At 68.1% G+C, this 23,680-nt stretch carries 19 protein-coding genes; 8 read left to right on the top strand and 11 right to left on the bottom strand.

The features are described 5' to 3' along the window. Nucleotides 1-260: 260 nt before the first annotated feature. From bioD to ACFWO8_RS29345, 4 genes are all read right to left on the bottom strand, one after another. On the bottom strand, nucleotides 261-941 hold the full coding sequence (gene bioD, locus ACFWO8_RS29330; protein WP_378969345.1) for a dethiobiotin synthase: 681 nt from the start codon (nucleotides 939-941) through the stop codon (nucleotides 261-263). Continuing rightward, nucleotides 938-2,143 (bottom strand): 8-amino-7-oxononanoate synthase, encoded by a 1,206-nt coding sequence (locus tag ACFWO8_RS29335; RefSeq protein ID WP_378969352.1) that lies wholly within the window; start codon nucleotides 2,141-2,143, stop codon nucleotides 938-940. The genes bioD and ACFWO8_RS29335 overlap by 4 nt, the downstream gene beginning before the upstream one ends. Nucleotides 2,144-2,243: 100 nt before the next feature. Next, entirely contained in the window at nucleotides 2,244-3,521 is a 1,278-nt protein-coding gene (locus ACFWO8_RS29340) for an adenosylmethionine--8-amino-7-oxononanoate transaminase (protein WP_378969357.1), read from the bottom strand. 60 nt (nucleotides 3,522-3,581) lie between these two features. Continuing rightward, nucleotides 3,582-4,049, bottom strand: a complete 468-nt coding sequence (locus tag ACFWO8_RS29345; RefSeq protein WP_378969364.1) for a MarR family winged helix-turn-helix transcriptional regulator — start codon at nucleotides 4,047-4,049, stop codon at nucleotides 3,582-3,584. 29 nt (nucleotides 4,050-4,078) lie between these two features. On the opposite strand from ACFWO8_RS29345, the gene ACFWO8_RS29350 reads away from it, so the two are divergent. From ACFWO8_RS29350 to treY, 3 genes are all read left to right on the top strand, one after another. After that, nucleotides 4,079-4,624, top strand: coding sequence for a cupin domain-containing protein (locus ACFWO8_RS29350; RefSeq protein ID WP_378969368.1), 546 nt, complete (start codon nucleotides 4,079-4,081; stop codon nucleotides 4,622-4,624). 67 nt (nucleotides 4,625-4,691) lie between these two features. Next, nucleotides 4,692-6,794: a glycogen debranching protein GlgX gene (gene glgX, locus ACFWO8_RS29355; protein ID WP_378969376.1), complete on the top strand. Its 2,103-nt coding sequence runs from the start codon at nucleotides 4,692-4,694 to the stop codon at nucleotides 6,792-6,794. Between the two features lie 48 nt (nucleotides 6,795-6,842). Then, a complete protein-coding gene (gene treY / locus ACFWO8_RS29360) occupies nucleotides 6,843-9,230 on the top strand; it encodes a malto-oligosyltrehalose synthase (RefSeq protein ID WP_378969943.1) in 2,388 nt (795 codons plus the stop codon). Nucleotides 9,231-9,383: 153 nt separating this feature from the next. Here treY and ACFWO8_RS29365 read toward each other — a convergent pair whose 3' ends face one another. Then, nucleotides 9,384-9,803: a hypothetical protein gene (locus ACFWO8_RS29365; RefSeq protein WP_378969381.1), complete on the bottom strand. Its 420-nt coding sequence runs from the start codon at nucleotides 9,801-9,803 to the stop codon at nucleotides 9,384-9,386. Nucleotides 9,804-9,847: 44 nt separating this feature from the next. Next, nucleotides 9,848-10,204 carry a nuclear transport factor 2 family protein gene (locus tag ACFWO8_RS29370; protein ID WP_378969391.1) on the bottom strand — a complete coding sequence of 119 codons (357 nt, stop codon included), beginning with the start codon at nucleotides 10,202-10,204 and terminating at the stop codon, nucleotides 9,848-9,850. A 158-nt stretch (nucleotides 10,205-10,362) separates the two neighbouring features. On the opposite strand from ACFWO8_RS29370, the gene ACFWO8_RS29375 reads away from it, so the two are divergent. Continuing rightward, complete coding sequence (locus tag ACFWO8_RS29375) at nucleotides 10,363-13,137, top strand: AAA family ATPase (protein WP_378969398.1); 2,775 nt, start codon at nucleotides 10,363-10,365, stop codon at nucleotides 13,135-13,137. Between the two features lie 20 nt (nucleotides 13,138-13,157). On the opposite strand, the gene ACFWO8_RS29380 is transcribed toward ACFWO8_RS29375, so the two are convergent. Beyond that, complete coding sequence (locus tag ACFWO8_RS29380; RefSeq protein WP_378969403.1) at nucleotides 13,158-13,373, bottom strand: hypothetical protein; 216 nt, start codon at nucleotides 13,371-13,373, stop codon at nucleotides 13,158-13,160. Between the two features lie 97 nt (nucleotides 13,374-13,470). On the opposite strand from ACFWO8_RS29380, the gene ACFWO8_RS29385 reads away from it, so the two are divergent. Both ACFWO8_RS29385 and ilvA read left to right on the top strand, forming a co-directional pair. Beyond that, nucleotides 13,471-13,905, top strand: coding sequence for a nitroreductase family deazaflavin-dependent oxidoreductase (locus ACFWO8_RS29385; protein WP_378969410.1), 435 nt, complete (start codon nucleotides 13,471-13,473; stop codon nucleotides 13,903-13,905). A gap of 89 nt (nucleotides 13,906-13,994) precedes the next feature. Beyond that, nucleotides 13,995-15,347, top strand: a complete 1,353-nt coding sequence (gene ilvA / locus ACFWO8_RS29390) for a threonine ammonia-lyase IlvA (RefSeq protein ID WP_378969417.1) — start codon at nucleotides 13,995-13,997, stop codon at nucleotides 15,345-15,347. Nucleotides 15,348-15,437: 90 nt separating this feature from the next. Here ilvA and ACFWO8_RS29395 read toward each other — a convergent pair whose 3' ends face one another. From ACFWO8_RS29395 to ACFWO8_RS29410, 4 genes are all read right to left on the bottom strand, one after another. Then, the gene (locus ACFWO8_RS29395; protein ID WP_378969422.1) at nucleotides 15,438-16,583 is read right to left on the bottom strand and encodes an RNA-guided endonuclease InsQ/TnpB family protein; all 1,146 of its coding nucleotides are present in this window, start codon (nucleotides 16,581-16,583) and stop codon (nucleotides 15,438-15,440) included. A 169-nt stretch (nucleotides 16,584-16,752) separates the two neighbouring features. Beyond that, nucleotides 16,753-18,003, bottom strand: a complete 1,251-nt coding sequence (locus tag ACFWO8_RS29400; protein WP_378969444.1) for a serine hydrolase domain-containing protein — start codon at nucleotides 18,001-18,003, stop codon at nucleotides 16,753-16,755. A gap of 75 nt (nucleotides 18,004-18,078) precedes the next feature. Continuing rightward, nucleotides 18,079-19,830, bottom strand: coding sequence for a malto-oligosyltrehalose trehalohydrolase (gene treZ / locus ACFWO8_RS29405; protein WP_378969460.1), 1,752 nt, complete (start codon nucleotides 19,828-19,830; stop codon nucleotides 18,079-18,081). Nucleotides 19,831-19,875: 45 nt separating this feature from the next. Then, nucleotides 19,876-21,684: a hypothetical protein gene (locus ACFWO8_RS29410; RefSeq protein WP_378969467.1), complete on the bottom strand. Its 1,809-nt coding sequence runs from the start codon at nucleotides 21,682-21,684 to the stop codon at nucleotides 19,876-19,878. Between the two features lie 120 nt (nucleotides 21,685-21,804). Here ACFWO8_RS29410 and ACFWO8_RS29415 point away from each other — a divergent pair, with 120 nt between their 5' ends. Both ACFWO8_RS29415 and ACFWO8_RS29420 read left to right on the top strand, forming a co-directional pair. Continuing rightward, nucleotides 21,805-22,377 carry a TetR/AcrR family transcriptional regulator gene (locus ACFWO8_RS29415; RefSeq protein ID WP_378969479.1) on the top strand — a complete coding sequence of 191 codons (573 nt, stop codon included), beginning with the start codon at nucleotides 21,805-21,807 and terminating at the stop codon, nucleotides 22,375-22,377. A 74-nt stretch (nucleotides 22,378-22,451) separates the two neighbouring features. Further along, a complete protein-coding gene (locus ACFWO8_RS29420) occupies nucleotides 22,452-23,648 on the top strand; it encodes a Cmx/CmrA family chloramphenicol efflux MFS transporter (protein WP_378969485.1) in 1,197 nt (398 codons plus the stop codon). The last annotated feature ends 32 nt before the right edge of the window (nucleotides 23,649-23,680 follow it).

Consider the following 23,680-nt stretch of genomic DNA (forward strand, 5'->3'; position numbering starts at 1 on the left):
CACACTATTGAGTTCTCAAAGAACACACGCACACACTTCTACCCACAACATCTAGTAGGGGTTTCGGTGAGGCAAGGGTTCAAACTTAGCTCAGACAACCGGTCGGAAGCAAATCCGACCCGAGTTCCTCTGAACACATGATCAGTCAGGCGCTCAACGTCCTACCTCGTGTCTCAACCGTTGGGCGGCTGAGTCGGTGTCCGTGTCGCTCTGACTCGAATAAAGTTACGTGCCGACCAACACGAAGTCAAATCGGCTGGTCAAGGGTGGTTTCCAAGCAGCAGGCCGGTGGTGAACCAACTCGGCGCCGCCGTGGTGAAGCGGTGGCGATCCCATTGTCCCGCGCCTGCGGGGATTGTGCCGACTACCGGGGTCTCGGTGACGCGCGGAAGATCATCGCGATTGCACTGGGCGGCGAGGTCGGGGTCGGTCGGCCAAGAGCCGATGACCAAGCCGGCGCAGGGAACACCGGCCGCGGCGAGCGTGCGGGTGGTGAGTTCGCTGTGGTTGAGGGTGCCGAGTCCGGCCGCGGCGACAACCAGCACCGAGGCACCGATCTTCTGCGCGAGGTCGAGCAGGGTGAACTCCCCCATCCGGACCAGCAGACCGCCCGCGCCTTCGACCAGCACCAGGTCGGCATCGCCGAGCGAATCGACGCCGGCGACGGTGTCGCTCAGAGTTAGTAGCGGCATAGCCGCGCGGCGTGCGGCGGTGTCGGGAGCGAGCGGTTCCGGGTAGCGGGCGAGCTCGAGGGTGCGGGTTACCCCGCTCAGGCGGGTGATCTCGGCGAGGTCGCCGGGTTCGCCGGGGGCGATGCCGGTCTGGGCGGGTTTGCAGACCGCGACGGTGCGGCCCGCGGCCTGTGCGGCGGCGGCCAGTGCCGCGGTGACGACGGTTTTGCCGACGTCGGTCGAGGTTCCACTGATCAGCAGGACAGTCATGCCGTCACCGATTCCTTGCCGCGGGCCGACGCGAGAACATCGCCGAGTACCTCAGCGATGGTCTCGAGTTCGGCGGAAGTGAGGTCGGCACGGGCGGTGAGACGCAGCCGTGAGGTGCCTTCGGGAACCGAGGGCGGGCGGAAGCAGCCGACGTCGAGTCCGCGGGCGCGGCAGGCTTGCGCGGCATCGAACGCCACCTGCGCTTCGCCGAGAACCACCGAGACCACCGCGGAATCAGGGTCGGGCACTCCGGCGATCCGGGCGATGTCGGCGGCGCGGCCGAGGACGCGGCCGGCCATCGCGGGATCGCGGCGCAGCAGTGCGAGGGCGGCGCGCGCCGCACCGACCGCGGCTGGCGCGAGCCCGGTGTCGAAGATGAAGGTGCGGGCGGCGTCGATGAGGTGGGCGCGGATCCTGGCATCGGCCAGGACTACCCCGCCCTGGGCGGCGAATGCCTTCGACAGGGTCGCGGTGACGACGAGGTCGGGTTCGCCGGCCAAGCCCAGCTCGTGCACGAGTCCGCGTCCGCCCGCGCCGCGCACACCGAGTCCGTGGGCTTCGTCGACGATCAGGATGGCGCCGTTCGCCCGGGTGACGCGATGGAGATCGGCCAGTGGCGCGAGGTCCCCGTCGGCGCTGAAGACCGAATCGGTGAGGACCAGCGCGCGCTCCTCGGTGCGGTCGGCGAGCAGCCGCTCGACCGCGGCGACATCGCGGTGCGGTGCGATCGCGACCCTGGCGCGGGAGAGCCTGCACGCGTCGACCAGCGAGGCGTGCGAGCCCGCGTCGGAGACCACGAGAGTGCCGCGTCCGGCCAGTGCGGTGACCACACCCAGGTTGGCGGCATAGCCGGTGGCGAAGACCAATCCTGTTTCGGCGCCGACGAATTCGGCCAGTTCGGCCTCGAGAAGCGCGTGCTCGGCGGTCGTTCCGGTGACCAGCCGGGATCCCGTGGCTCCCGCTCCCCACCGACGCACGGCCTCGATCGCACCCTCGACGACCTCGGGGTGCCGGTGCAGGCCCAAGTAGTCGTTGGAGGCGAGGTCGATCGCGGGCGACTCAGCGGCACGCACGCGCAAGTGCCTGCGTAGCCCGGCGTCGACCCGTTCGGCCGCACGCTCGTCCAACCAGCTCAACGGATCCGTACTCACAGTTGAGCAGCATACTTGAACACCGTTCAGGACGGTTGGCCGCGCACTCATCCGAGCGCTGCCGTTAGTACGGTCGGCATGACTCCGGCACCTCTCGACCAGGCGGTCACACGAGCGACGATGTCACCGTGGTGCGAACGGCCCCGGCGGTTCATGCGACCGAGGCCTTCACCGCCGCGCGCACGGCCTCGGTGATGGTGGCGATGTCGGCCGTGCTGCTGATGAACGGGGGCATCGTGTAGATGAGGTTGCGGAACGGGCGTAGCCAGGCGCCCGCGTCGACGGCGGCATCAGTCGCGGCGCGCATGTCGACGGGTTCATCGAGTTCGACGACGCCGATCGCACCGAGCACGCGGACCTCGGCGACGCCGGGCAGCTCGGCGAGCGGCGCGAGGCCTGCCAGTAGTTCGGACTCGATCCTGGCCACCTCCCCCTTCCAGTCTCGCGAGCGCAGCAACTCGATCGAGGCGACCGCGACGGCGCAGGCCAGCGGATTGCCCATGAAGGTCGGCCCGTGCATCAAACCGCCGTGCGCCGCACTGATCGTCTCGGCGATCCGCGTGCTGCACAATGCCGCGGCCAAGGTGAGATAACCGCCGGTCAGCGCCTTGCCGACACACATCACGTCCGGCGCGACGCCTGCATGGTCGGCGGCGAACAGTGCACCGGTGCGGCCGAATCCGGTGGCGATCTCGTCGAAGACGAGCAGGACGTCGTTGTCGTCGCAGATCCGGCGTAGTTCGGCGAGGTAGCGCGGGTCGTGCCAGCGCATGCCGCCCGCGCCCTGCACGACCGGTTCGACGATCACCGCGGCCAGCTCGTCGCGATGGGTGGCGACCGCGCGTTCGAGCACGGCGACGTAGTCGGGTTCGAAGTCGCGCGGCGGCGGGGGGACGAAGACCTGCTCGGTGAGGACGTCGGTCCACAGCGAGTGCATACCGCCGTCGGGGTCGCAGACGCTCATCGGCGTGAAGGTGTCGCCGTGGTATCCCCCGCGCCAGGTGAGCAGCCGGTTCTTCGCCGGGCGCCCGACACTGCGCCAGTACTGCAGGCACATCTTCGTCGCGACCTCGACCGAGACCGAGCCGGAATCGCAGAGGAAGACCTTGTCCAAGCCGGCGGGCGTCAGTTCGACCAGCAATTGGGCCAGACGGGTGGCCGGTTCGTGGGTGAGGCCGCCGAACATCACGTGACTCATCCGCCGCGATTGCGCGAGTAGGGCCGCGTCCAGGACGGGGTGGCAGTAGCCGTGGACTGCCGCCCACCACGAGCTCATCCCGTCGACGAGTTCGCGGCCGTCGGCGAGAGTGAGTCGCGTGCCCGCCGCACTGGCCACGACCAGCGGCTCGGTGGTCGCGGGAAATCCGCCGTAGGGATGCCAGACGTATTCGGCATCGAGGGCGGTGATCTGCTCGGGGCTCAGGTCCACAGGTTTCCTCGTCGTCGCCCGGGGCTGCCGAGACGACAGCCTTGAACGCTGTTCAAGTTATCACCTGCCGTCGCTCGCGGACCTGGCGTCGGAGTGATTCGCGATCACGGCAGGCAGCCGAGCCAGCGCGTTACGGAGCACGACCACCGAGTCAGCGCCGAGTTCGGCGGCGATCGTCTGTTCGATGCGCGCCAGGAGCTGCCCGCCCAGCGCCACCGCATCCCGCCCTCTTGCCGTGAGGAGGATCAACCGCGCGCGCCGGTCGGCAGGGTCGGATGTGCGCTCCACATATCCGGACTTTTCCAGGTGCGTGACCAGTTCCCCCATCGACTGTTGGGTCATCCCGGCAGCCTCGGCCAATTCGGTCACCCGCGATCCGCCGGGCGCCAGGTACCGGAATACCGGGTAGTGCGCGGGGCGCAGGTCGGTGCCCAGCTCCGCGCGCAGCAACGGATTCAGCGCACGCTCGTACGCATCGGCAGCCTGGACGAGAAGCTTCAACAATGAGGACCGCTCGGGCATTGACATAATAGGAAGGTTACCTTTATACCTGGAGTATGGCTGACATCGGTACGGTCCTCACTTTCCGTGACGGGAGTCGGGTCACTCTCGTCGATCGCGGCACCGACGCGCAGGGCCCCTTCCTGCTCCTCGAACACCGCACAGCGAAAATCGGCAGGCAAGCAGGCCCGCACTGGCATCCCGAGCTCGCTGAAACCTGGACCATTCGCACCGGCCGGGTGCGGTTTCGCATCGACGGGGAAGAGGTGGTGGCCGGGCCTGGCGACTCCGTCACCGCCGCACCGCGCGTCGTGCACGAGTTCTGGAACGAAGCGAACGACACCGTGATGGAACATCTGATCCGGCCGCCGCTGCACCACTGGGAGATGTTCGCGTTCTGGAGTGGCCTGGACAACGCGGGCAAGACGACGTCGAACAGACTCCCCCGCAACCCGCTGGCCCTCGGGCTGCTGTGGGAGTACGGAGACGGTTATCTCGTCGGTCCGCCCGTATTCCTGCAGCGGCTGATCCTCGGCGGATTGGCCCGGCTCGCGCGCCGCACGGGCTACGCCCGGCAACTGGTCGCGGCCACCTCCGCCTGAGCAGCGGTCAGCGAGCACCCAGTCACATCGTGCGCGGCGCGGCCATTGGTTCCATTACTGTCGTAGCATGTCGAGCCCGAACGACCGACCCGAGGTGTGGCCGGGCACCGCGTATCCGCTCGGCGCGACCTACGACGGCGGGGGCACGAACTTCTCGGTGTTCTCCGAAGTCGCCACGAAGGTCGAGCTCTGCCTGATCGCCAAGGACGGCGCCGAGACCCGCATCGACCTCGACGAAGTCGACGGTTATGTCCGGCACGCCTATCTCCCCTCCGTCACGCCGGGTCAGCGCTACGGCTTTCGCGTCCACGGCCCGTACGATCCGGAGCTCGGATTGCGCTGCGATCCCAGCAAACTGCTGCTCGACCCGTATGGGAAGGCGTTCGACGGCGAGTTCGTCAACGACCCCTCGCTCTATACCTACGGGCTGGATTCGCTGGGCCACACGATGACCGGGGTGGTGATCAACCCGTTCTTCGACTGGGGTCCCGACCGGCCACCGCACCGGCCCTATCACGAGACGGTGATCTACGAGGCGCACGTCAAGGGCCTGACGATGACGCACCCGGATATCCCGGAGGATCTGCGCGGCACCTACGCGGGTCTGGCGCATCCGGCGATCATCGGACATCTGAAATCGTTGGGCGTCACCGCGATCGAGCTCATGCCGGTGCACCAGTTCTTCCACGATCACGTACTCACCGATCAGGGTTTGCGTAACTACTGGGGCTACAACAGCATCGGGTATCTCGCGCCACACAACCAGTATTCGGCCCGGCCGCGTGGCGATGGTGCGGTGGCGGAGTTCAAGGCGATGGTGCGTGCGATGCATGCCGAGGGCATCGAGGTGATTCTCGACGTCGTCTACAACCACACCGGCGAGGGCAACCACAACGGGCCGGTACTGAGCCTGCGCGGCATCGACAACGCGGCCTACTACCGGCTCGACGAGACCGACCCCGAGCACTACAAGGACTACACCGGCACCGGCAACAGCCTCAATGTCCGGCATCCGCACACGCTGCAGCTGATCATGGATTCGCTGCGGTACTGGATTCTGGACATGCACGTCGACGGCTTCCGCTTCGACCTCGCCGCGACTCTGGCGCGCGAATTGCACGATGTGGACCGGCTTTCCGCGTTCTTCGACCTGGTGCACCAGGATCCGGTGGTGAGTCAGGTCAAGCTCATCGCCGAACCGTGGGACGTCGGCGAAGGCGGCTACCAGGTCGGCAACTTCCCCAGTCTGTGGACCGAGTGGAACGGCAAATACCGGGACACGGTGCGTGATTACTGGCGTGGGGAGCCCGCGACGTTGGGCGAGTTCGCCTCTCGGCTCACCGGGTCGTCGGATCTGTACGAGTCGACGGGGCGCAGGCCGGGCGCCAGCATCAACTTCGTCACCGCGCACGACGGCTTCACGCTACGAGATCTGGTGTCCTACAACGAGAAACACAATGACGCCAATGGCGAGGGCAATCGGGACGGCGAAAGCCACAATCGATCGTGGAACTGCGGGGTCGAAGGCGAGACCGATGATTCCCGAGTCCTCGCGCTGCGTGCTCGTCAGCAACGGAACCTGCTGGCCACGCTGATCCTGAGTCAGGGCACGCCGATGCTGGCCCACGGCGACGAGATCGGACGCACTCAGCTCGGCAACAACAATGTGTACTGCCAGGATTCGCCGCTGGCGTGGATGGACTGGTCGCTGGCGAAGACCAATGCCGACCTGCTCGCGTTCACCCGGGCCGTGATCACGTTGCGCACCGAGCATCCGATCTTCCGGCGGCGCCGTTTCCTGGCCGCCGGTCCGAGCGACGACCAGGGTCACCGGCGCGAAATCGCCTGGTTCACACCCGCGGGCACCGAGATGACCAACGACGACTGGGACAGCGGCTTCGGGAAGTCACTGGCCGTGCTGCTCGACGGCGACGGCATCGCCGAACCGGGTCCGCGTGGTGAGCGCATCACCGACGACTCGTTCCTGCTGTGCTTCAATGCGCACGACGACGCGATCGATTTCGTGCTGCCCGACCCGGAGTTCGGTGCGCAATGGTCGCTCGCCCTGGATTGTTCGACCCCGACCGGCGCGGCCGACGCGGTGTACGCCGCCGCGGCGACGCTGCCGGTTGCCAGCCGCTGCCTGCTAGTACTGCGCCGAACCGCCTAGCCGCCGAGCGAGACGATGACCGAGACCTATGTGACCGACCCGCTGACCATGCTGCATCGCGCACCCGTACGGGCCGGCACGGTGCGCAGCACCTACCGATTGCAGCTACGCCCCGACGCGCTCACCTTCGCCGACGCCCGCGCCATCGCCGAATACCTACAGCAGCTCGGCATCTCGCACCTGTACCTGTCGCCGATCCTGACCGCGACGCACGGGTCGACGCACGGTTACGACGTCACCGATCCGACCACGGTCTCGGCCGCGCTCGGCGGCCCGACGGGACTCAAGGCGCTCTCCGACGAAGTGCGTAGTCGCGGCATGGGATTGATCGTCGACATGGTGCCCAACCATGTGGGTGTCGCTGATCCGCGGCAGAATCCGTGGTGGTGGGATGTGCTGCGCAACGGCCAGAAGTCGCCGTACGCCAAGTATTTCGACATCGACTGGAGCTCGGGTAACGGCGCGGGCGGGCGGCTGGCGTTGCCGGTCCTGCAGAACGAGAACGACCCGGCCGCGCTGACCGTCGACCGGTCGGGGGCGGAACCGATGCTGGCACTGCACGATCTGCGATTCCCGATCGCGGCGGGTACCGACGGCGACAACGCGCTGCGCATCCATGACCGCCAGCACTACCGGCTGGTGAGCTGGAAGGCCGGGGTGTGCACGTATCGGCGGTTCTTCGCGGTGAGCAGTCTGGCCGCGATCCGGCAGGAAGACCCGGAGGTATTCGAGGCGACGCACCGGGAGCTGGCGGCCTGGTGCGAACACGATCTGATCGACGGTGTTCGGATCGACCATCCGGACGGATTGTCGTATCCGAGTGCGTATCTCACCCGGCTGCGCAGGCTGATCGGGCCGCAGCGGTTGCTGCTCATCGAGAAGATCCTCGCCAATCGCGAGCCCCTCGACGCGACGCTGCCGGTCGACGGAACCACCGGCTATGACGCGCTGGCCGATCTCGGCGGGGTATTGATCGATCCGGCGGGTGAGTCGACGCTGACCGAGCTGTCCCAGCACGTCGCGGGGCATGGTAGCGACCGGGCCTGGTTCGGCGAGACCGAGCACCGGATCAAGCGGGCTGTCGCCGAAACCATTCTGGCGCCGGAGATCCGGCGATTGGTCGCCGCGATCAAACGCGACGGCAATGCGGGCAGTTTCGACACCCTCGCGGTGAGCAACGCGACCATCGAGGTGCTGGCTTTCATGCCGGTGTACCGGGTGGATTACGCGCCGCTGGCCGGGATGACGGCCGCGGTCGTGGCGGAGGTGGAGAAGCGCAATGCCGAACTGACGGCGCCACTTTCGGTACTGGTGACCGCGCTGTCGGTGGGCGGTGAAGCGGCGCGGAGGTTCTCGCAGGTGTGCGGGGCGATCACCGCCAAGTCGGTCGAGGACACCATGTTCTATCAGGGTGCGCGGCTGGTGTCGTTGCAGGAGGTCGGCGGAAATCCGGCGCGATTCGGCCATTCCGTCAACGACTTCCACCTGTCCAACAGCGAACGCGCGCAGCGCTGGCCCGCGACCATGACGACGATCTCGACCCACGACACCAAGCGTGGCGAGGATGTGCGCGCCCGGATCGGGGTGCTGTCACAGGTCGCCGAGGTCTGGTCGCAGCGGGTTCGAGGCTGGCTCGAGACCACCCCCGCACCCGACGGGGCGACGGCATTGTTCCTGTTGCAGAACATGTTCGGGGTGTGGCCTGCCGACGGCCGGCCTGCCTCGTCGGTGCCCGGCCTGCGAGATCGGCTGCACCTGTTCGCGGAGAAGTCCATTCGCGAGGCCGGGACCAAGACGTCGTGGGAAGAGCCCGACGGTGAGTTCGAATCGGCCGTGCACGGCTGGCTCGACGCGGTGATCGACGGGCCGGTCGGCACCGGCATCGGCGACTTGGCGCATGAGCTCGCGCCGCACGCATGGTCGGACGCGGTGTCGCAGAAGCTCTTGCAGCTGGGCGCGCCGGGGATTCCCGATATCTACCAGGGCACCGAGTTGTGGGAGGACTCCCTCGTAGACCCCGACAATCGGCGGCCGGTCAACTTCGCCACCCGGGTGGGGATGCTCCAATCACTTACCGACACACCGACTCTGGATACCACTGGGGCGGCGAAGATGTGGGTGGTCGCCTATGCGCTGTGGTTACGCAGGGAGCGGCCGGAGTGCTTCGTCGGCGGGATGTATCGGCCGCTCTATGCCAGCGGTGAGCACGCGCAACGGTTCATCGCCTATGGGCGGGGTCCCGCGGGAGAAGCGCCGGAGGTGATCGTGGCGGCGACCAGGCATTCGGTCGGGCTCGGCACGACGGGCTGGCTCGACACCACTTTGCCGTTGCCACAAGGGAATTGGACTGACCGACTCACCGGAATCAGCTATTCGGGTAGTGCTCGGGTGGACAAACTGTTCGCCCGCCTGCCTGTCGCACTGCTGGTGCGCTGAACAGCGCGATGGCGCTCCACAGCGCTGCTGCCGCGGCAGCAGTCGTGGGCCAGAGCGACGGGTCTCGTACGCGGTCCGGGAGGCCGGGCACAAGCGGAGGGACCGACGCAGCGTGCGTCGGTCCCTCGTATCGGCTCAGCCCCTGTGTCCAGCTCAGCGGCCTCGGCGTAGACCCAGGTACTGAAGGGCGGCGAAACCGCCGACGGTCACCGACTGCATCACCGCCCACACCGCACCCACCGTGGTGAGACCGAGTGCGCCGGTCACCAGCGCGGCAAGGCTGGCCACGACCCAGGCGGTGTTGCCCATCGCCACCACCGACGCCGCGGCACGGTTGACGGGCGCCGATCGGCTGACGACCGCGACGGCGAGGCCGTAGACGGTGAGGAAGGCGCCGATCGCGAGGCCGACGCCGGCCTCGAGGCCGAGTAGCCGTTCCAGCGGTTGCGCCAGTGCCAGATAGGCCAGGCCGTTGGCGGTGGTGACGACGGCGTCCAGGCGCAACGACAGCCGCAGCAGGTTCTCGCCGGAGGCGAACAGTGCGGACAGGCGGGATGGGGCGGTGGTGGTCATGGCTGATCTCCTCGGCTGCGAAAGGGGTTAGGCGAGTGCGCCTGTCAGGTGGTGGTGGGGACCTGGTCGAGGAAGCCGTAGACGCTGTCGATGCGGCCGTCGGTGAGGACGGCGACGTCGAAGCCGATCACTACGGCGGGGGCGTCGGCAGGGCCGAGGCCCCAGGTGAAGCGGACCTGGTCGTGATGGGCGTCGACCGGGCCTGCCAGGGTGAAGGTCCAGTCGGGGAACTGGGACTGCACTCCCGCGATGGCGGCCTCGAGCTCGGCATGACCGGTGACCGCGACCAACGGATCGACGTAGCGGGCGTCCGGGGTGAACAGACGGGCGACCGCGGAGCGGCGGGCGGCGGGCTCGCGGGTGTTCCAGGCTTCCAGGTACTGTGCGACGACGGTGTTCATCTCGACCTCCGAAATGGGCTTTGAGCTGGTATTTCGCGGGTTGTTCCTGCGATGACACCAACGTTATGGCGCGAGGGGGGTCGGTCGAATCAGTCGCCTATAGGTACTTTTTCCGACGCGACTACTGCCGATACCGGTACGGCGATACGGTGGAGCCCATGCTGCACGGACGCGACAGCGAACAGGCCAGGATCGATGACCTGCTCAGTGGGGCGCGCGCGGGCCGGAGCGGGGCGTTGGTACTGCGCGGTGAAGCCGGGATCGGTAAAACGGCACTGCTGGATTACGCAGCGGCGCAGGGTATTCCGACTGTGCGCAGTGCGGGCATCGAGTCCGAGGCCGAATTGCCTTTCGCGGCACTACATCTGCTGGTCCGGCCCGGCATGGAATTGGTCCGCCGATTGCCGTCGCGGCAGCGTGACGCACTAGAGGCGGCGTTCGGGCTGGGCGAGGGCACCCCTGCCGATCAGATGCTGATCGGGCTCGCGGTGCTGACACTGCTCGCCGAGGAGGCGGCGCAGGGACCGCTGCTGTGCTTGATCGACGACGCGCACTGGCTGGACCGGGCAACCGCGGCGGCACTGCTGTTCGCGGCACGCAGACTCGACGCCGAGGGGGTGGTGATGCTGTTCGCGACTCGCTCGGGTCCGCAGGATTTTCCCGCTCCCGGGCTGACGGAACTCGTGCTGCCGGGGTTGCGTCCCGACGCGGCGGCGGCACTGCTCGATGCCGGTACGACCCCGTTGAGTCCGGCCGTGCGGTATCGGCTGCTCGCCGAATCGGACGGCAACCCGCTTGCGCTGCTGGAACTTCCGTCCGTCGTCGGCGCGGGCATCGTCGGCGAGACGAATCCGCTGCCGTTGACGCAACGGTTGCAGCTGGCCTTCCACGGGCGGGTCACCCGACTGCCCGCGGCGACGAGAACCGTGCTGCTGGTCGCCGCGGCCGCCGGCGCGGCAGACCTCGCTCCGGTGCTGCGTGCCGCGTCCGCGCTCGGCACGTCACTCCAAGACCTGCAACCCGCGCAGGACGCGGGCATGGTCGCCACCGACGGTCAGTCGCTCACCTGGCGCCATCCACTGTTGCGCTCCGCGGTCTACCAGGGCTCAGCGCTCACCGACCGCCTCGCCGCCCATCGTGCGCTCGCCGACGCGCTGGTCGACGACGACGCCGCCGACCTGCGCGCGTGGCACCTCGCTTGCGCGGCAACAGGTCCCGACGAGCACACCGCGACCGCGCTGGAGCGAACGGCCGATCGCGCCCGTCGCCGCCACGGCTACCACGGCGCGATGACCGCCTACGATCGCGCGGCGGCGTTGAGCACCGACGCCGGTGCACGGGTACGCAGACTCGTTCTCGCCGCTGAGACCGCGACCGAAGCCGGCCTCGGCGACCGAGCCGAGCGACTGGCTGATCGGGCCGAATCACTGTCCCACAGAACTGAATTCGATGCCGCCAAGCGCGAGTTCGACCGAGCGGAGACCGACCCGACGAGCCGGCCGGGCGAAGGAGCGACGTTCGGGTCCGAGGAGACCGAGTTCGAGCTGCGGCTGGACTTGGTGCGCGCGCAGGCCGAATTCGCCGGTGGTAAACCGGGTTCCGCGCATCGGCGGCTGATGTCGGCGGCCGTCGCAGCGCGCGCGACGGATCCCCGCGGCGCTGCCCGCATTCTGACCAAGGCCGTACACACCGCGTGGTACCTCGGATCCGATGAACTCGACGAGGTCGCCGCCGTCCTGACCACGCTGCGGCTGGTGGAGGACGATCCCGCGACGCCGATTGTGCGGTACCTGTCCGGGTCGGTGGCGGGACAGCGGGTCGCCGACCTGCGGGACGCGGCGGCCGCGGCGAAGGCAAGCGGGGCGGACAGTCCGGCCGACCTCGTGCAACTGTGTGGCAGCGGCTTGGTCGTCGGCCAAGACGAGCAGGTCGAGGAGCTGTCGGGTGAGTTGATCAGGGAATGCCGGGAGCAGGGGCGGATCGGGTTGCTGGCGCCACTGTTGTTCTTCCGATCCGAGGGGTTGTCGTTCGGTGGGCGCCCGCGGGAGAGCCGGATCGCGGCCGAGGAGGGGTTGCGGATCGCACGCGACATCGGGCAGGCGCAGTGGGTCAGTCAGATCCACGCGTTTCTCGCCTATCTCGCGGCACTGCACGGTGATTCGACATCCTGCCGCGACCACGCCGATCGTGCGGTGGCCGAGGAACTCGGTGGGCCGGGCGCGGTCGGTGCGTCGTGGGCGCACGCGGCCATGGCGCTGCTCGCACTCGGGGAAGGCAGACTGGAGCAGGCACGGACAGAGCTCGCGCATATGACGATCGAGCCGGCTCGACATCACGTGATCGGCCTGCGCACGCTCCCTGATCAGATCGAAGTGGCGGTTCGCCTCGGCGAGACCGACCGTGCGACCGACGCGCTGGATCGGCTCACCCACTGGTCGCAGCGGGCCGGACAGGAGTGGATCGCGGCGCTGGCGGCCCGCGGACGTGCGCTGCTGGCCGACGGATCGGACGCCGAGCAGCACTTCATCGCCGCGCTCGCCGCGAATCGCCCGTTCGACGAAGCCCGCACCCGGCTGCTCTACGGCGAGTGGCTGCGCCGCGACAAACGCAAGGTCGACGCGCGGGCGCAACTGGAGCAGGCGATGAACGTGTTCGATCGGCTCGACGCGACACCGTGGAGCCAGCGCGCCCGCACCGAATTGGGTGCGCTCGGCGTCGGCACCGGGGCCCGCGCGAGCGGCGGCCCGCTGCGCCTGCTCACCCCGCAGGAGTCACAGATCGTGCGGCTGGCGGCGCAGGGCTTGTCGAACCGGGAAATCGCGGCGCGGTTGTTCCTCAGCCACCGCACGGTCGGCCATCACCTGTACAAGGCATATCCGAAGCTGGGCGTGCTGTCGCGCGGCGAATTGAGCGCGCTCGACCTGACGGAGTGACTCCGCCACGGCGGGCCGAATCAGTGAAGCGAGGCGGTGCGGGTCGCGCCCACGGTCCAGCGGAGGGCGGCGACTGCTGCCGCGGCCAGCACCGCGACCTGCGGCGACCCGACGATCAGCAGCAACAGCGCACCGACCACGAGCGCGGCGACGAGCGCCTCGAGCTTGTAGACCGGCCAAGCGCTACCCGCGATGTCGACGGTCGCGGATGCTGCCGATGAGGTGAGTACTGCCATGCAGACCAGGATAGGCGCACATCGAAGTTCGGGCCACCGAACTTTCCCGGCTCACCCTGTCGGGAACATCACACAGCGTCGATTCGTTGTGCAGGTCATGCCACTGACAGGAGAGTACGCACCGAGCACCTCGGACTGGGCACGCGAACAGGCCGAGACCTACGAGAATTCCGGCGGCGCCGAGGGCACTTCGCTGCAGGGAAAGCCCGTCATCCTGCTCACCACCAAGGGCGCCAAGTCCGGCAAGCTCCGCAAGACGCCGCTGATGCGGGTCGAGCACGACGGTGAGTACGCCGTCGTCGCTTCGCTGGGCGGGGCGCCGAAGAACCCCGTCTGGTACTACAACGTCAAGGCCGATCCGCACGTCGAACTGCGCGACGGCACCACCACCGGGGACTACACCGCACGCGAGGTCGTCGGCGACGAGCGAGCGCAGTGGTGGGAGCGCGCGGTCGCCGTGTGGCCCGACTACCACGAGTACACGAAGAAGACCGATCGCGTGATCCCGGTCTTCGTCCTCACCCCGCACTGAACCCGCAGGTCCGAGCACACCCGCCGTGGCTGCCACGGCGGGTGGTTCCGCTCACCGAGCACCCGAACCGCCTCGGTAGCATTGTCCGGGTGTCCCCCATCGCTGACGTCGCCGACGTGTCCGTAATCCGTCCGCCGCTCACCGCGGACGAGATCGACGCCGCCGCCAAGCGAATTTCCGACATCATCGAGCCGACTCCGCTGCAGTACAGCGCGCGACTGTCGGCGAGCACCGGTGCGCAGGTCTACCTCAAGCGCGAAGATCTGACCGCGGTCCGTTCCTACAAGCTGCGCGGCGCCTACAACCTGATGGTGCAGCTCACCGCCGCCGAGCGCGCGGCCGGTGTGGTGGCCGCCAGCGCGGGCAACCACGCGCAGGGTGTGGCCTTCGCCTGTCAGGCGATGGGTGTGCGCGGGCGCATCTACGTGCCGACCACCACCCCCAAGCAGAAGCGCGACCGCATCCGCGTGCACGGCGGCGAGTTCGTGGAGCTGATCGCCGTCGGCGAGACCTACGACGCCGCGGCCGCGGCCGCCGCCGACGATGTCGCCCGCACCGGCGCCACCATGGTGCCGCCGTTCGACGACCCGCGCACCGCCGCCGGTCAAGGCACCATCGCCGCGGAATTCCTCGAGCAGCTCGGCAGCGCGCCCGACCTGGTGATCGTCCCGGTCGGCGGCGGCGGCTGCCTCGCCGGCATCGGCACCTACCTGCGCGAACGAGCACCGCACACCGGTCTGCTCGGCGCCGAACCCGCGGGCGCGGCCTCGCTCACCGCCGCGCTGGTCGCCGGTGCTCCGGTGACGCTGCCCGAGATCGACCCGTTCGTCGACGGTGCCGCCGTGCGCCGCATCGGCGACCTGCCCTACCGGGCGGCGGCCTCGTTCGGCGGGCGGATGGTCTCGCACGCCTCCCTGCCACTGCTCACCACACCCGAAACCCACACCGGCACAGCACCTTTCCGGGTGATGCTGGTGGACGAGGGCGCCATCTGCACCGCGATGCTCGACCTCTACCAGAGCGAAGGCATCATCGCCGAGCCCGCGGGCGCACTGGCCACCGCGGCACTGACCGAGATCGACGTCGAGCCCGGCAGCACCGTTGTGGTGCTGGTCTCGGGCGGTAACAACGATGTCTCGCGTTACGGCGAGATCATCGAACGCTCGCTGGTGCACCGCGGCCTCAAGCACTACTTCCTGGTCGACTTCCCGCAGGAACCCGGTGCACTGCGCCGCTTCCTCGACGATGTCCTCGGCCCCGACGACGACATCACCATGTTCGAGTACGTCAAGCGCAACAACCGCGATACCGGGGCCGCGCTGGTCGGCATCGAACTCGGCGCCACCGACGACTTGGCCTCGCTGATGCACCGCATCGAGGAGTCCCCGATCCAGGCCGAACGCCTGGAACCGGGCTCCCCCGCCTACCGCTACCTCACTTGACGTCCTCCCCGGCCTGAAGGCCAGGGATTCCTACCAACGCCCTGACGGGCGCTCTTGGTGGGTTCCTGTTTCACCGGGACTTGCCTTCCGCTACGCGGAGGGACTTACGGTCCCTCCGCAAGCGTTTAACCACTCCGCACGTCCTGCGGCGTGAATATTCATCGCAGCGTTGAGATCCCGGTCATGGACAGTGCCACACACGCACGACCACTCCCGCACATGCAACGGCTTCTTGCCATCCACCACCCCGCATACCGAACACAGCCGAGACGACGGAAAGAACCGGTCCACCTTCGAAAAGACCCGACCGTACCGAGCCGCTTTCTCCTCGAGCATGCGGGTGAACATGCCCCACCCGGCATCATGGACCGACTTCGCCAACCGGGTGCGCGCGAGACCTTTCACACACAAATCCTCGACGAACACCGCTTGGTTGTCACGGATGATCATCGTGGACTGCTTGTGCGCCCAATCCCTACGCGTATCAGCCACTCTCGCATGCGCCCGAGCGACCTCGACACGCGCCTTGGCCCGATTCCTCGAGCCTTTCTCCTTGCGGGACAACATTCGTTGCGCCTTGCCGAGCTTGCGTTCCGCCCGGCGCAAGAACCTCGGATTATCGATCGTCTGACCGTTCGATAACACCGCGAACGTCGTCAAACCTAGATCGATACCGACCTCGGAATCCGACACAGGCAACGGCTGCCCGTCCACCTCCACCACAAACGACGCGAAATACCGGCCTGCCGCGTCCTTCACCACGGTCACACTCGAGGGATCCGACGGCAGATCCCGCGACCAGCGAACCGCGACATCACCGATCTTCGGCAAACGCAACTTTCGGCCGGTCGTGACCGCGAATCGGGCGTTCTTCGTGAACCGGATAGCCTGCCGATTGTCCTTGCGAGACCGGAAACGCGGTGGCGCGACCTTACCGCCCTTCCGTACGCCGGTGACCGAGCCGAAGAAGTTGCGGTACGCGGTGTTCAGGTCGGCGAGGGCCTGCTGCAGCACCACCGCCGACACTTCTGCCAGCCACAATCGTTGCGGGGTCTTCTTCGACTCCGTCAACAACTTCGACAGTTCCGCATCAGTAACCCGACGGCCCTCCCGGAACGCCTGCTGCCGGATGGCCAGGGCGTCGTTGAACACGACCCGGGCACAACCGAATGCTTGCGCCAACGACTGCTGCTGCCCCACAGTGGGGTAGAGGCGGAAGTTATATCGCAACTGCATAACCGACAGTGTGACACCGGGGTACGACAACAAACCAGCCACCGGGAAACACCTGATCCCGAAAGCCGTGCAGGACCATCGCGTTCAGGGCACGCTCTGCCCTGTCGGCCTCCCACGTTGACCTTCACCACCCTGAAGGGTGGCGTACTTGACCCACACCCGGTAGCGGCTAAGCCGCCGCGCGGTCGACGCGGGATCCGGATTCGCGGCTCGCGCGCACGCTCGACAGGACCAGCGGCAGCAGCCAGCCCATGGCGACCTGGTCGTAGGGCAGCAGTATCTGGTCGAGGCGGTTGTGGACGTAGGCCACCGACAGGCCCGACTGCGGGTCGACCCAGCCGAACGAACCACCCAGCCCGATGTGGCCGAAGCCGTGCCGTGCGCCGGGGACGGGCAGGGAGTGGTAGCCCAGGTGCCACATCATCGGGAGGTAGAACAGCGCGTGGTCGAGCCGGTAGGTCTGGACCCGGCGGATCGCGGCGTGCGTGCTCGGCCGCAGGTACGGTGCGCCGTCGACGGTGACGCCGTCGGCCAGCGCGGCGTACATCTTCGCCAGCCCGGCGGCGGTGGCGACACCATTGCCCGCGGGCATCTCGGTGTTCAGGATCGTCGGGTCGTCACCGTCGAGGATGCCGTCGAGGCCGGGCACGAACAGGCAGCGAGCGGCCGCACCGAGCGGTCCGGGCAGCCGGAATCCGACCTTCGAGAGGAAACCCGCGGCGATCGGGTGCGCGGCGAAGCTCATGTGTGCGCCGGCCAGCCGGGCGTATTCGGTCGACGAGTCCGCGGCGGGCCGCCCGAGATGGATGCCATCGATACCGAGCGGATCGGTGACCTCGCTGCGGATCAGCTCGCTCATGCTCCGCCCGGTCACACCCCTGGCCAGACCGGCGAGCAGCCAGCCATAGGTCAGGGCGTGATAGGTCGGGGTGCCGAGCATGCGGTCGGGAGTGGCCAGCGCGAGGCGGTCCTCCATGAGCTCGTGATCGAGGGCTTCCGCGGCGGTGTTCGCGACCGCGGACAGCGACGACAGTCCGGCGCGATGGGTGAGCACGTCGGCGACGGTGATCGAACCCTTGCCGTGTGCGGCGAAGCGCGGCCAGTACTCGGCGACCGGCGCCTGGTAATCGATCAGTCCGCGATCGGCGAGCCGGTGGATAACGGTGGCGGTAACGCCCTTGGTCGCGGAGAACACGATCGCACCGGTATCGGCGTTCCATGGCCGGTCGCCCCCGCTGCCGGTCCAGAAATGGGCGAGGGGTTCACCGTGCCGATAGATGGCGATGGCACCGCCCGCGTCGCGGCGATGGCCGATCAAGGCGGCGAATGCGCGCACCAGCGGGCCGAATCCGGCCGGGGCGTAGCCCCCCACACCGGCCGGGAGGGCAGCGCTTTCCTGCCCGTAAGCGTCGTTGCTCATCATCTGACTATACGGCGTTATGCCTATTCGGCAATGCCGCGTTTCGGACTGTGGCCGACCCGTGCCCCGGCGTCATCACTCAGTGACCACCGCGCCCGCGCCGTCACCCTCCTCGAGAACGGCGAAACTATGGCCCGAAATGAGCGTTCCCGCACCACTTTCGGTGGCGGGTGACCAGGCCAGCAGGACCCGACCGTGCACCGGGATCAGCACTTCGTCCTCGGCGAGGTTGCACACCACCGAGATTCGGCCACGCCGCAGGATGAACCAGCGCGCCGCCTCGTCGTAGTCGGCCCAAACTCGTTCCAGCCATGGGTCGGTGAACTCCGGTCTCGACTTGCGCAAAGCGAGCAGGCCCCGATAGCAGGCGAGCAACCGAGCGTGCGGTTCGCGACCGACCTCGGCCCAGTCGAGCTTGGAGCGGGTGAAGGTGGCCGGATCCTGCGGGTCGGGCACCTCCTCGGTGGACCAGCCGTGCTCGGCGAATTCGGCGCGACGCCCGGTGGCGGTTGCCGCGGCGACCACCGGGTCGGTGTGGGAGGTGAAGAACTGGAACGGGGTGCGCGCGCCCCACTCCTCCCCCATGAACAGCATCGGGGTACTCGCCGAGAGCAGCACCAGCGCCGCCTTCACCGCGAGTTGGCCGGGGGTGAGATAGTCGCTGGGACGATCACCGATCGCTCGATTGCCGATCTGATCGTGGTTGCAGGTGTAGCCGAGCAGGGCGCTGCCGGGGATCAGGTCGCGCGGGATGGGAGCACCGTGCGTGCGGCCGCGGAAGCTGGAATACGTTGCGGCGTGGAAGAACCCGTGGGTGAGTGTCTGCGCGAGACAAGCCAATGAGCCGAAATCGGCGTAGTAGCCCTGCCTTTCGCCGGAGACAACCGTGTGGACGGCGTGGTGCAGGTCGTCGTTCCACTGGCCGGTGAGCCCGTAGCCGCCTGCCGCGCGCGGGGTGATCAGGCGGGGATCGTTGAGGTCGCTCTCGGCGATCAAGCTGAGCGGTCGGCCCAGATGTGCCGCCAGCGCGGTCGTTTCGACGGTGAGCTCGTCGAGCAGGTGCGTGGCGGTGCGGTCGACCAGCGCGTGGACGGCATCGATGCGCAAGGCGTCGATGTGGAATTCGCGCAGCCAGCGCAGGGCATTGTCGATGATGTAGGCGCGGACCGCGTCCGAGCCCGGGCCATCGAGGTTGAGGCTTTGCCCCCAGGTGTTGCGGCCGGTGGTGAGATAAGGGCCGAAGCGTGGCAGGTAGTTGCCGCAGGGGCCGAGGTGGTTGTAGACCACGTCGAGGCAGACGGCCAGGCCGCGGGCATGGCAGGCGTCGACGAAGCGTTGCAGGCCGTCGGGGCCGCCGTAGCTCTCCTGCACCGCATACCAGAGGACGCCGTCGTAGCCCCAGTTGTGGGTGCCGTCGAAGGCATTGACCGGCATCAGTTCGACGGTGGTGACGCCGAGGGCGACGAGGTGGTCGAGATGGGGAATCGCCGCGTCGAAGGTGCCGTCGACGGTGAAGGTACCGATGTGGAGTTCGTAGAACACCGAGCCGGCCAGGGCTCTGCCGGTCCAGTTCCGGTCGGTCCAGGCCGTCTGGTCGAGGTCGTGGACCGCGGAGGTTTCGTGCACGCCATCGGGTTGGCGGGGTGAGCGCGGGTCGGGCAATACTGTCGGATCGTCATCGACCAGGAACCCGTAGCGAGCCCCCTGACCTGCGTCGACGCGCACCGACCAGTTGCCGCCGCCGTTCCTTCGCATCGGGTGCTCGACCCCGTCCAGTTGCAGCCGCACCGCTCCCGCCTCCGGTGCCCACACCCGAAACTGCCTCATCGGCCCAGCATCGCATGCCCCGCGCCGGTGTGCTCGATCAACGAATCACCGCGCGTGCGCGGCGACCCCGACCGGTCCGGCGCCGATACACAGCGACTGCCGCTCGTCGAGGGACCTGATCCGCAGGGTGTCGCCGCCGCCGAGCAGCCGGACGTACACGGTGTTCAAGCCCGCACGCACGTCGGCGATCGTCTCGGTCTCGCCTTCGAAGGACACCGCGATCCGGCCGTCACGTTCGGCGTGGTAGTTCACCTGGGCGGTCCAGTCGCGGATCTGCATGGGGCCGTCGAGTGGGAGGTTGGCGCCGGTGGTGCCGTGCACGCGGTACCCGCAGCGGGGTTCGGGGCCCTCCACGATGGCGCGGTTCCACCAGACCTGTGCGTCGACGATGGCACCTTCGTCGGTGATCATCCGCAAGCGCGGGGTCGAGCGGGCGAACGTGCCGGGCGTTGAGATCGGGGCGAAGACACGGTCGGTCATGTTCTCGGGGAAAGCCAACGGGTTCAAGACATTCCACGGAACCTCTTGGGGCAGCAGTGGCGCGTCGGCAGCGCCCGGGAGAGCGGCGCGCACCCCGCTGACATAGGTGCGGGCCGGGCTGGGTTCCCAGGACCTGGTGAACGTGATCGTCGAGAACACACTGCTCGCGACGAACGCGATGATCGCCGCGATACCCGCCAGCTGTCGCCTCGGTCGACGCCGGCGGGGTGCCGAACCGATGAGCGCGAGCGCGATGGTGGCAACGACGGCGAAGTCGGCGAAATAGCGCATGGACTGCAGAAGTATCCCCGCGGTGCTCGGCCCGTCGCGCAACAGGACGACAGGTGCGATGGTGACCACCGCGTAGGCGACGGTGCACAACCCGACCGCGGCGACCCGGCTACGAGCGCGAATTGCCCACACCGCGAACAGGATCAGCAGTATCCAGCTCAGCGCGACCAGCACACCCGGTGCGTCAGCCCACGGCGTGGCGGGTTGCCAGCGTTCCCAGCGCCATGGGCCGCCGAACAGCGCGGGCACCAAGCCGTCGGACAGCGCGCTACTCCACAGGGACCCGGGATGTTCGGGAGCCGAGAGCCCCCTGGGACGTTGGATGACGAGCAGGAAGCACGCCGACCATGCGAGCAATACGGCGCCGCCCGACGTCCACAGCGCGGCCCCACGGCGAGCGGCGTCACGCACCGAACCATCCGACACATGTGCCGCGAGCACCGTGACCACGAAGGCCACCGGCAGCACGACCACCGCCTTCTCGAAGAACAGCAACGCCACCGCGAACACCACAGCCCCGGACACCGCATACCCGCGCCGCCCGGTCCGCACCAGCCGCACCGCGTCCGCGCTCACCCAGGCAAGGGCGATCTGCAGGGGCAGCGCGTTCACCGCGGCCGCCCACCAGGCGAACGCGGGCACCGTCAACGGCACGAACAGGTAGAACGCCAACGGCCCCAGGATCCGAGCCCGAACTCCGAGCAGTACGACGAGCAGGCGCAACACGGCCAGCGACGCGAGCACCTGCAACGCCACCAGCACGACGACCGCCACCGTCCAGTCCAGCGGCGCCACCGCGGTGACCAGCCAAGTCAGCACCAAGGCGAGCGGCATCACGTGCCCGTCGTGACTGGTGAACAGCAATTCCGCCGACAACACCGGCTGACTGCTCACCCGGCCGATCAGCAGGAAATCGTCCCAGTAGAAGAATCCCGACGCGGCCACCCAGCCGCGCAGTAACAGCTGCGCCACGATCAGCGCCGCCGCGGCGAGCAGCACGCTTCGCCCCGACATCCGCCACGGCACCGCCCGCAACAAGTCACGGGAGTGCGGTGGCGAGTCGAGCAGCGGCACGGACGTCACGTCTCTCGACGCTAGCTCGTAGTTCGCGGGGCGGCCATCACGACCCACCACAGGGGTGGCTCCGGTACCCGCACAGATATTTTTGGACCGACCTGTTCAAAATATGCTACGGTCATCGCCATGGCCAGGCCAAAGGAATTCGACGAGCACCGCGCGGTGGATGCCGCGATGCGCGCGTTCTGGTCCGCGGGCTACGAGGCGACCTCCACCCAGGATCTCTGCGCCGCAACAGGTTTGGGCCGCAGCAGCATCTACAACACCTTCACCAGCAAACGCGAGCTGTTCGATCGCGCACTGCAGCACTACATCACCACGAAGAACGCGCCCCTCTTCGAAATCCTCGACAGCGACGCACCGGCCCGGGAGCGAATCGGCGCCGTGCTGCACCGCGCCGCCGACGCACCCGATACCGAACCGGCGGGCTGCCTCGTCGTCAACTCGATCGTCGAACTCGCGCCGCACGACGCCGCCGCCAAGGCCAGCCTGCGCGCCGACGAGGAACACCGCCTCGACGCGCTCACCGCGACGATCGAAAGCGGCCAGCGCGCGGGCGAATTCGCCCTCGACCGCGAGGCACGCGCCATCGCCCAATTCCTGACCGCCACCATCAGCGGCATGCGGGTCGCGGCACGCGGCGGTGCGGACCGCGCCACCCTCACCGCCATCGCCGATACCGCGCTGCGCTGCCTCTGAGATCCCCTGACCCGAGCCGTCTTTCGCCATGCCTCCATTTTGGACTGATTGATTCAAAATAAGAAGGGTTCGTCATGCCGACCGCTATCTACATCCTGGGCCTTGCCATCTTCGCCCAGGGCACCTCCGAGCTGATGCTCGCCGGTCTCCTCCCCGACATGGCCGCCGACCTGGGCGTGTCCATTCCCAGTGCCGGGCTGCTCATCTCGGCTTTCGCGCTGGGCATGCTGGTCGGCGCGCCACTGCTGGCCGTGGTGACGCTGCGGTGGCCACGCCGCGACGCACTGCTCGCCTTCCTCGCGATCTTCGTGGCCGCTCATGTCGTCGGCGCGCTGAGCGGCGACTACTGGGTGATCCTCGGGACGAGAGTGGTGAGTGCCTTTGTCTACGCCGGGTTCTGGGCGCTGGCGGCGGCGACCGCGGTGAGCCTGGTGGCGCCGCGGTTACGCGGACGGGCGATGAGCATCGTCGCAGGCGGACTCACTATCGCCACCATCGTCGGGTTGCCCGCGGGCACCGTGATCGGCCAGCATTGGGGCTGGCGCGCGGCCTTCTGGGCGGTCGCCGGACTGTCCGCGCTGTCCATGCTCGGTGTGTTCGCGAAGATTCCCGGCGGTCGGCCCACCGCGGTCGCGGAGCTCGGCGGCGAATTGCGCGTGATGGCGAACCCGCGACTATGGGTTTCTTACGGCGCCACCGCACTGTCGACGGGTTCGGCGTTCGTCACTTTCGCCTATCTCGGCGCGATGCTGGCCGATACCACCGGCATTGCGGTGGCGTGGGTTCCGGCGGTGCTGGGTCTGTACGGTGTCGGCGGATTGATCGGCATCATGATCGGTGGGCGCTTCGCCGACGCGCACCCGTTCCGCACCCTGTACGTGGGGGCCGCCGGGATGACGGTGGCCGCGGCCGCGATCGCCATCACCGCGCACTCCCCCGCGGCGATGATCGTGCTCGTCGTGCTGCTCGGCGCTTCCGGATTCGCCACGAACCCCGCGTTGAACACCCGCGTCTTCGCACTGGCCGACGGCGCGCCGACGCTGGCCGCGGCGACCAACTACTCGGCGTTCAACGTGGGGATCACGGTCGGCCCGTGGCTCGGTGGACTTGCCATCGGTGCCGGGCTCGGCTTCGCCTCGGTCGGCTGGATCGGCGCCGCCCTCGGCCTGGCCATGCTCGCCACGGTGGCACTGTCCCACCGGCTGGAACGTGAACCCCGCACGGCCGCTGCTACTTCCGAGCCTCGCGTGCCCGAGTTCACCCGCCAGTAGACCTGGAACGGCGAAACCACCCGCGGCAATGT

Source organism: Nocardia sp. NPDC058480 (genome assembly GCF_042720495.1).
Taxonomy (GTDB): Bacteria; Actinomycetota; Actinomycetes; order Mycobacteriales; family Mycobacteriaceae; genus Nocardia.

Coding starts and splice junctions, on each gene's coding strand:
- bioD (WP_378969345.1), bottom strand. CDS start 941: ATGACTGTCCTGCTGATCAGTGGAACCTCGACCGACGTCGGCAAAACC.
- ACFWO8_RS29335 (WP_378969352.1), bottom strand. CDS start 2,143: ATGAGTGCGCGGCCAACCGTCCTGAACGGTGTTCAAGTATGCTGCTCA.
- ACFWO8_RS29345 (WP_378969364.1), bottom strand. CDS start 4,049: ATGTCAATGCCCGAGCGGTCCTCATTGTTGAAGCTTCTCGTCCAGGCT.
- ACFWO8_RS29350 (WP_378969368.1), top strand. CDS start 4,079: ATGGCTGACATCGGTACGGTCCTCACTTTCCGTGACGGGAGTCGGGTC.
- glgX (WP_378969376.1), top strand. CDS start 4,692: ATGTCGAGCCCGAACGACCGACCCGAGGTGTGGCCGGGCACCGCGTAT.
- treY (WP_378969943.1), top strand. CDS start 6,843: ATGCTGCATCGCGCACCCGTACGGGCCGGCACGGTGCGCAGCACCTAC.
- ACFWO8_RS29365 (WP_378969381.1), bottom strand. CDS start 9,803: ATGACCACCACCGCCCCATCCCGCCTGTCCGCACTGTTCGCCTCCGGC.
- ACFWO8_RS29370 (WP_378969391.1), bottom strand. CDS start 10,204: ATGAACACCGTCGTCGCACAGTACCTGGAAGCCTGGAACACCCGCGAG.
- ACFWO8_RS29375 (WP_378969398.1), top strand. CDS start 10,363: ATGCTGCACGGACGCGACAGCGAACAGGCCAGGATCGATGACCTGCTC.
- ACFWO8_RS29380 (WP_378969403.1), bottom strand. CDS start 13,373: ATGGCAGTACTCACCTCATCGGCAGCATCCGCGACCGTCGACATCGCG.
- ACFWO8_RS29385 (WP_378969410.1), top strand. CDS start 13,471: ATGCCACTGACAGGAGAGTACGCACCGAGCACCTCGGACTGGGCACGC.
- ACFWO8_RS29395 (WP_378969422.1), bottom strand. CDS start 16,583: ATGCAGTTGCGATATAACTTCCGCCTCTACCCCACTGTGGGGCAGCAG.
- ACFWO8_RS29400 (WP_378969444.1), bottom strand. CDS start 18,003: ATGAGCAACGACGCTTACGGGCAGGAAAGCGCTGCCCTCCCGGCCGGT.
- treZ (WP_378969460.1), bottom strand. CDS start 19,830: ATGAGGCAGTTTCGGGTGTGGGCACCGGAGGCGGGAGCGGTGCGGCTG.
- ACFWO8_RS29415 (WP_378969479.1), top strand. CDS start 21,805: ATGGCCAGGCCAAAGGAATTCGACGAGCACCGCGCGGTGGATGCCGCG.
- ACFWO8_RS29420 (WP_378969485.1), top strand. CDS start 22,452: ATGCCGACCGCTATCTACATCCTGGGCCTTGCCATCTTCGCCCAGGGC.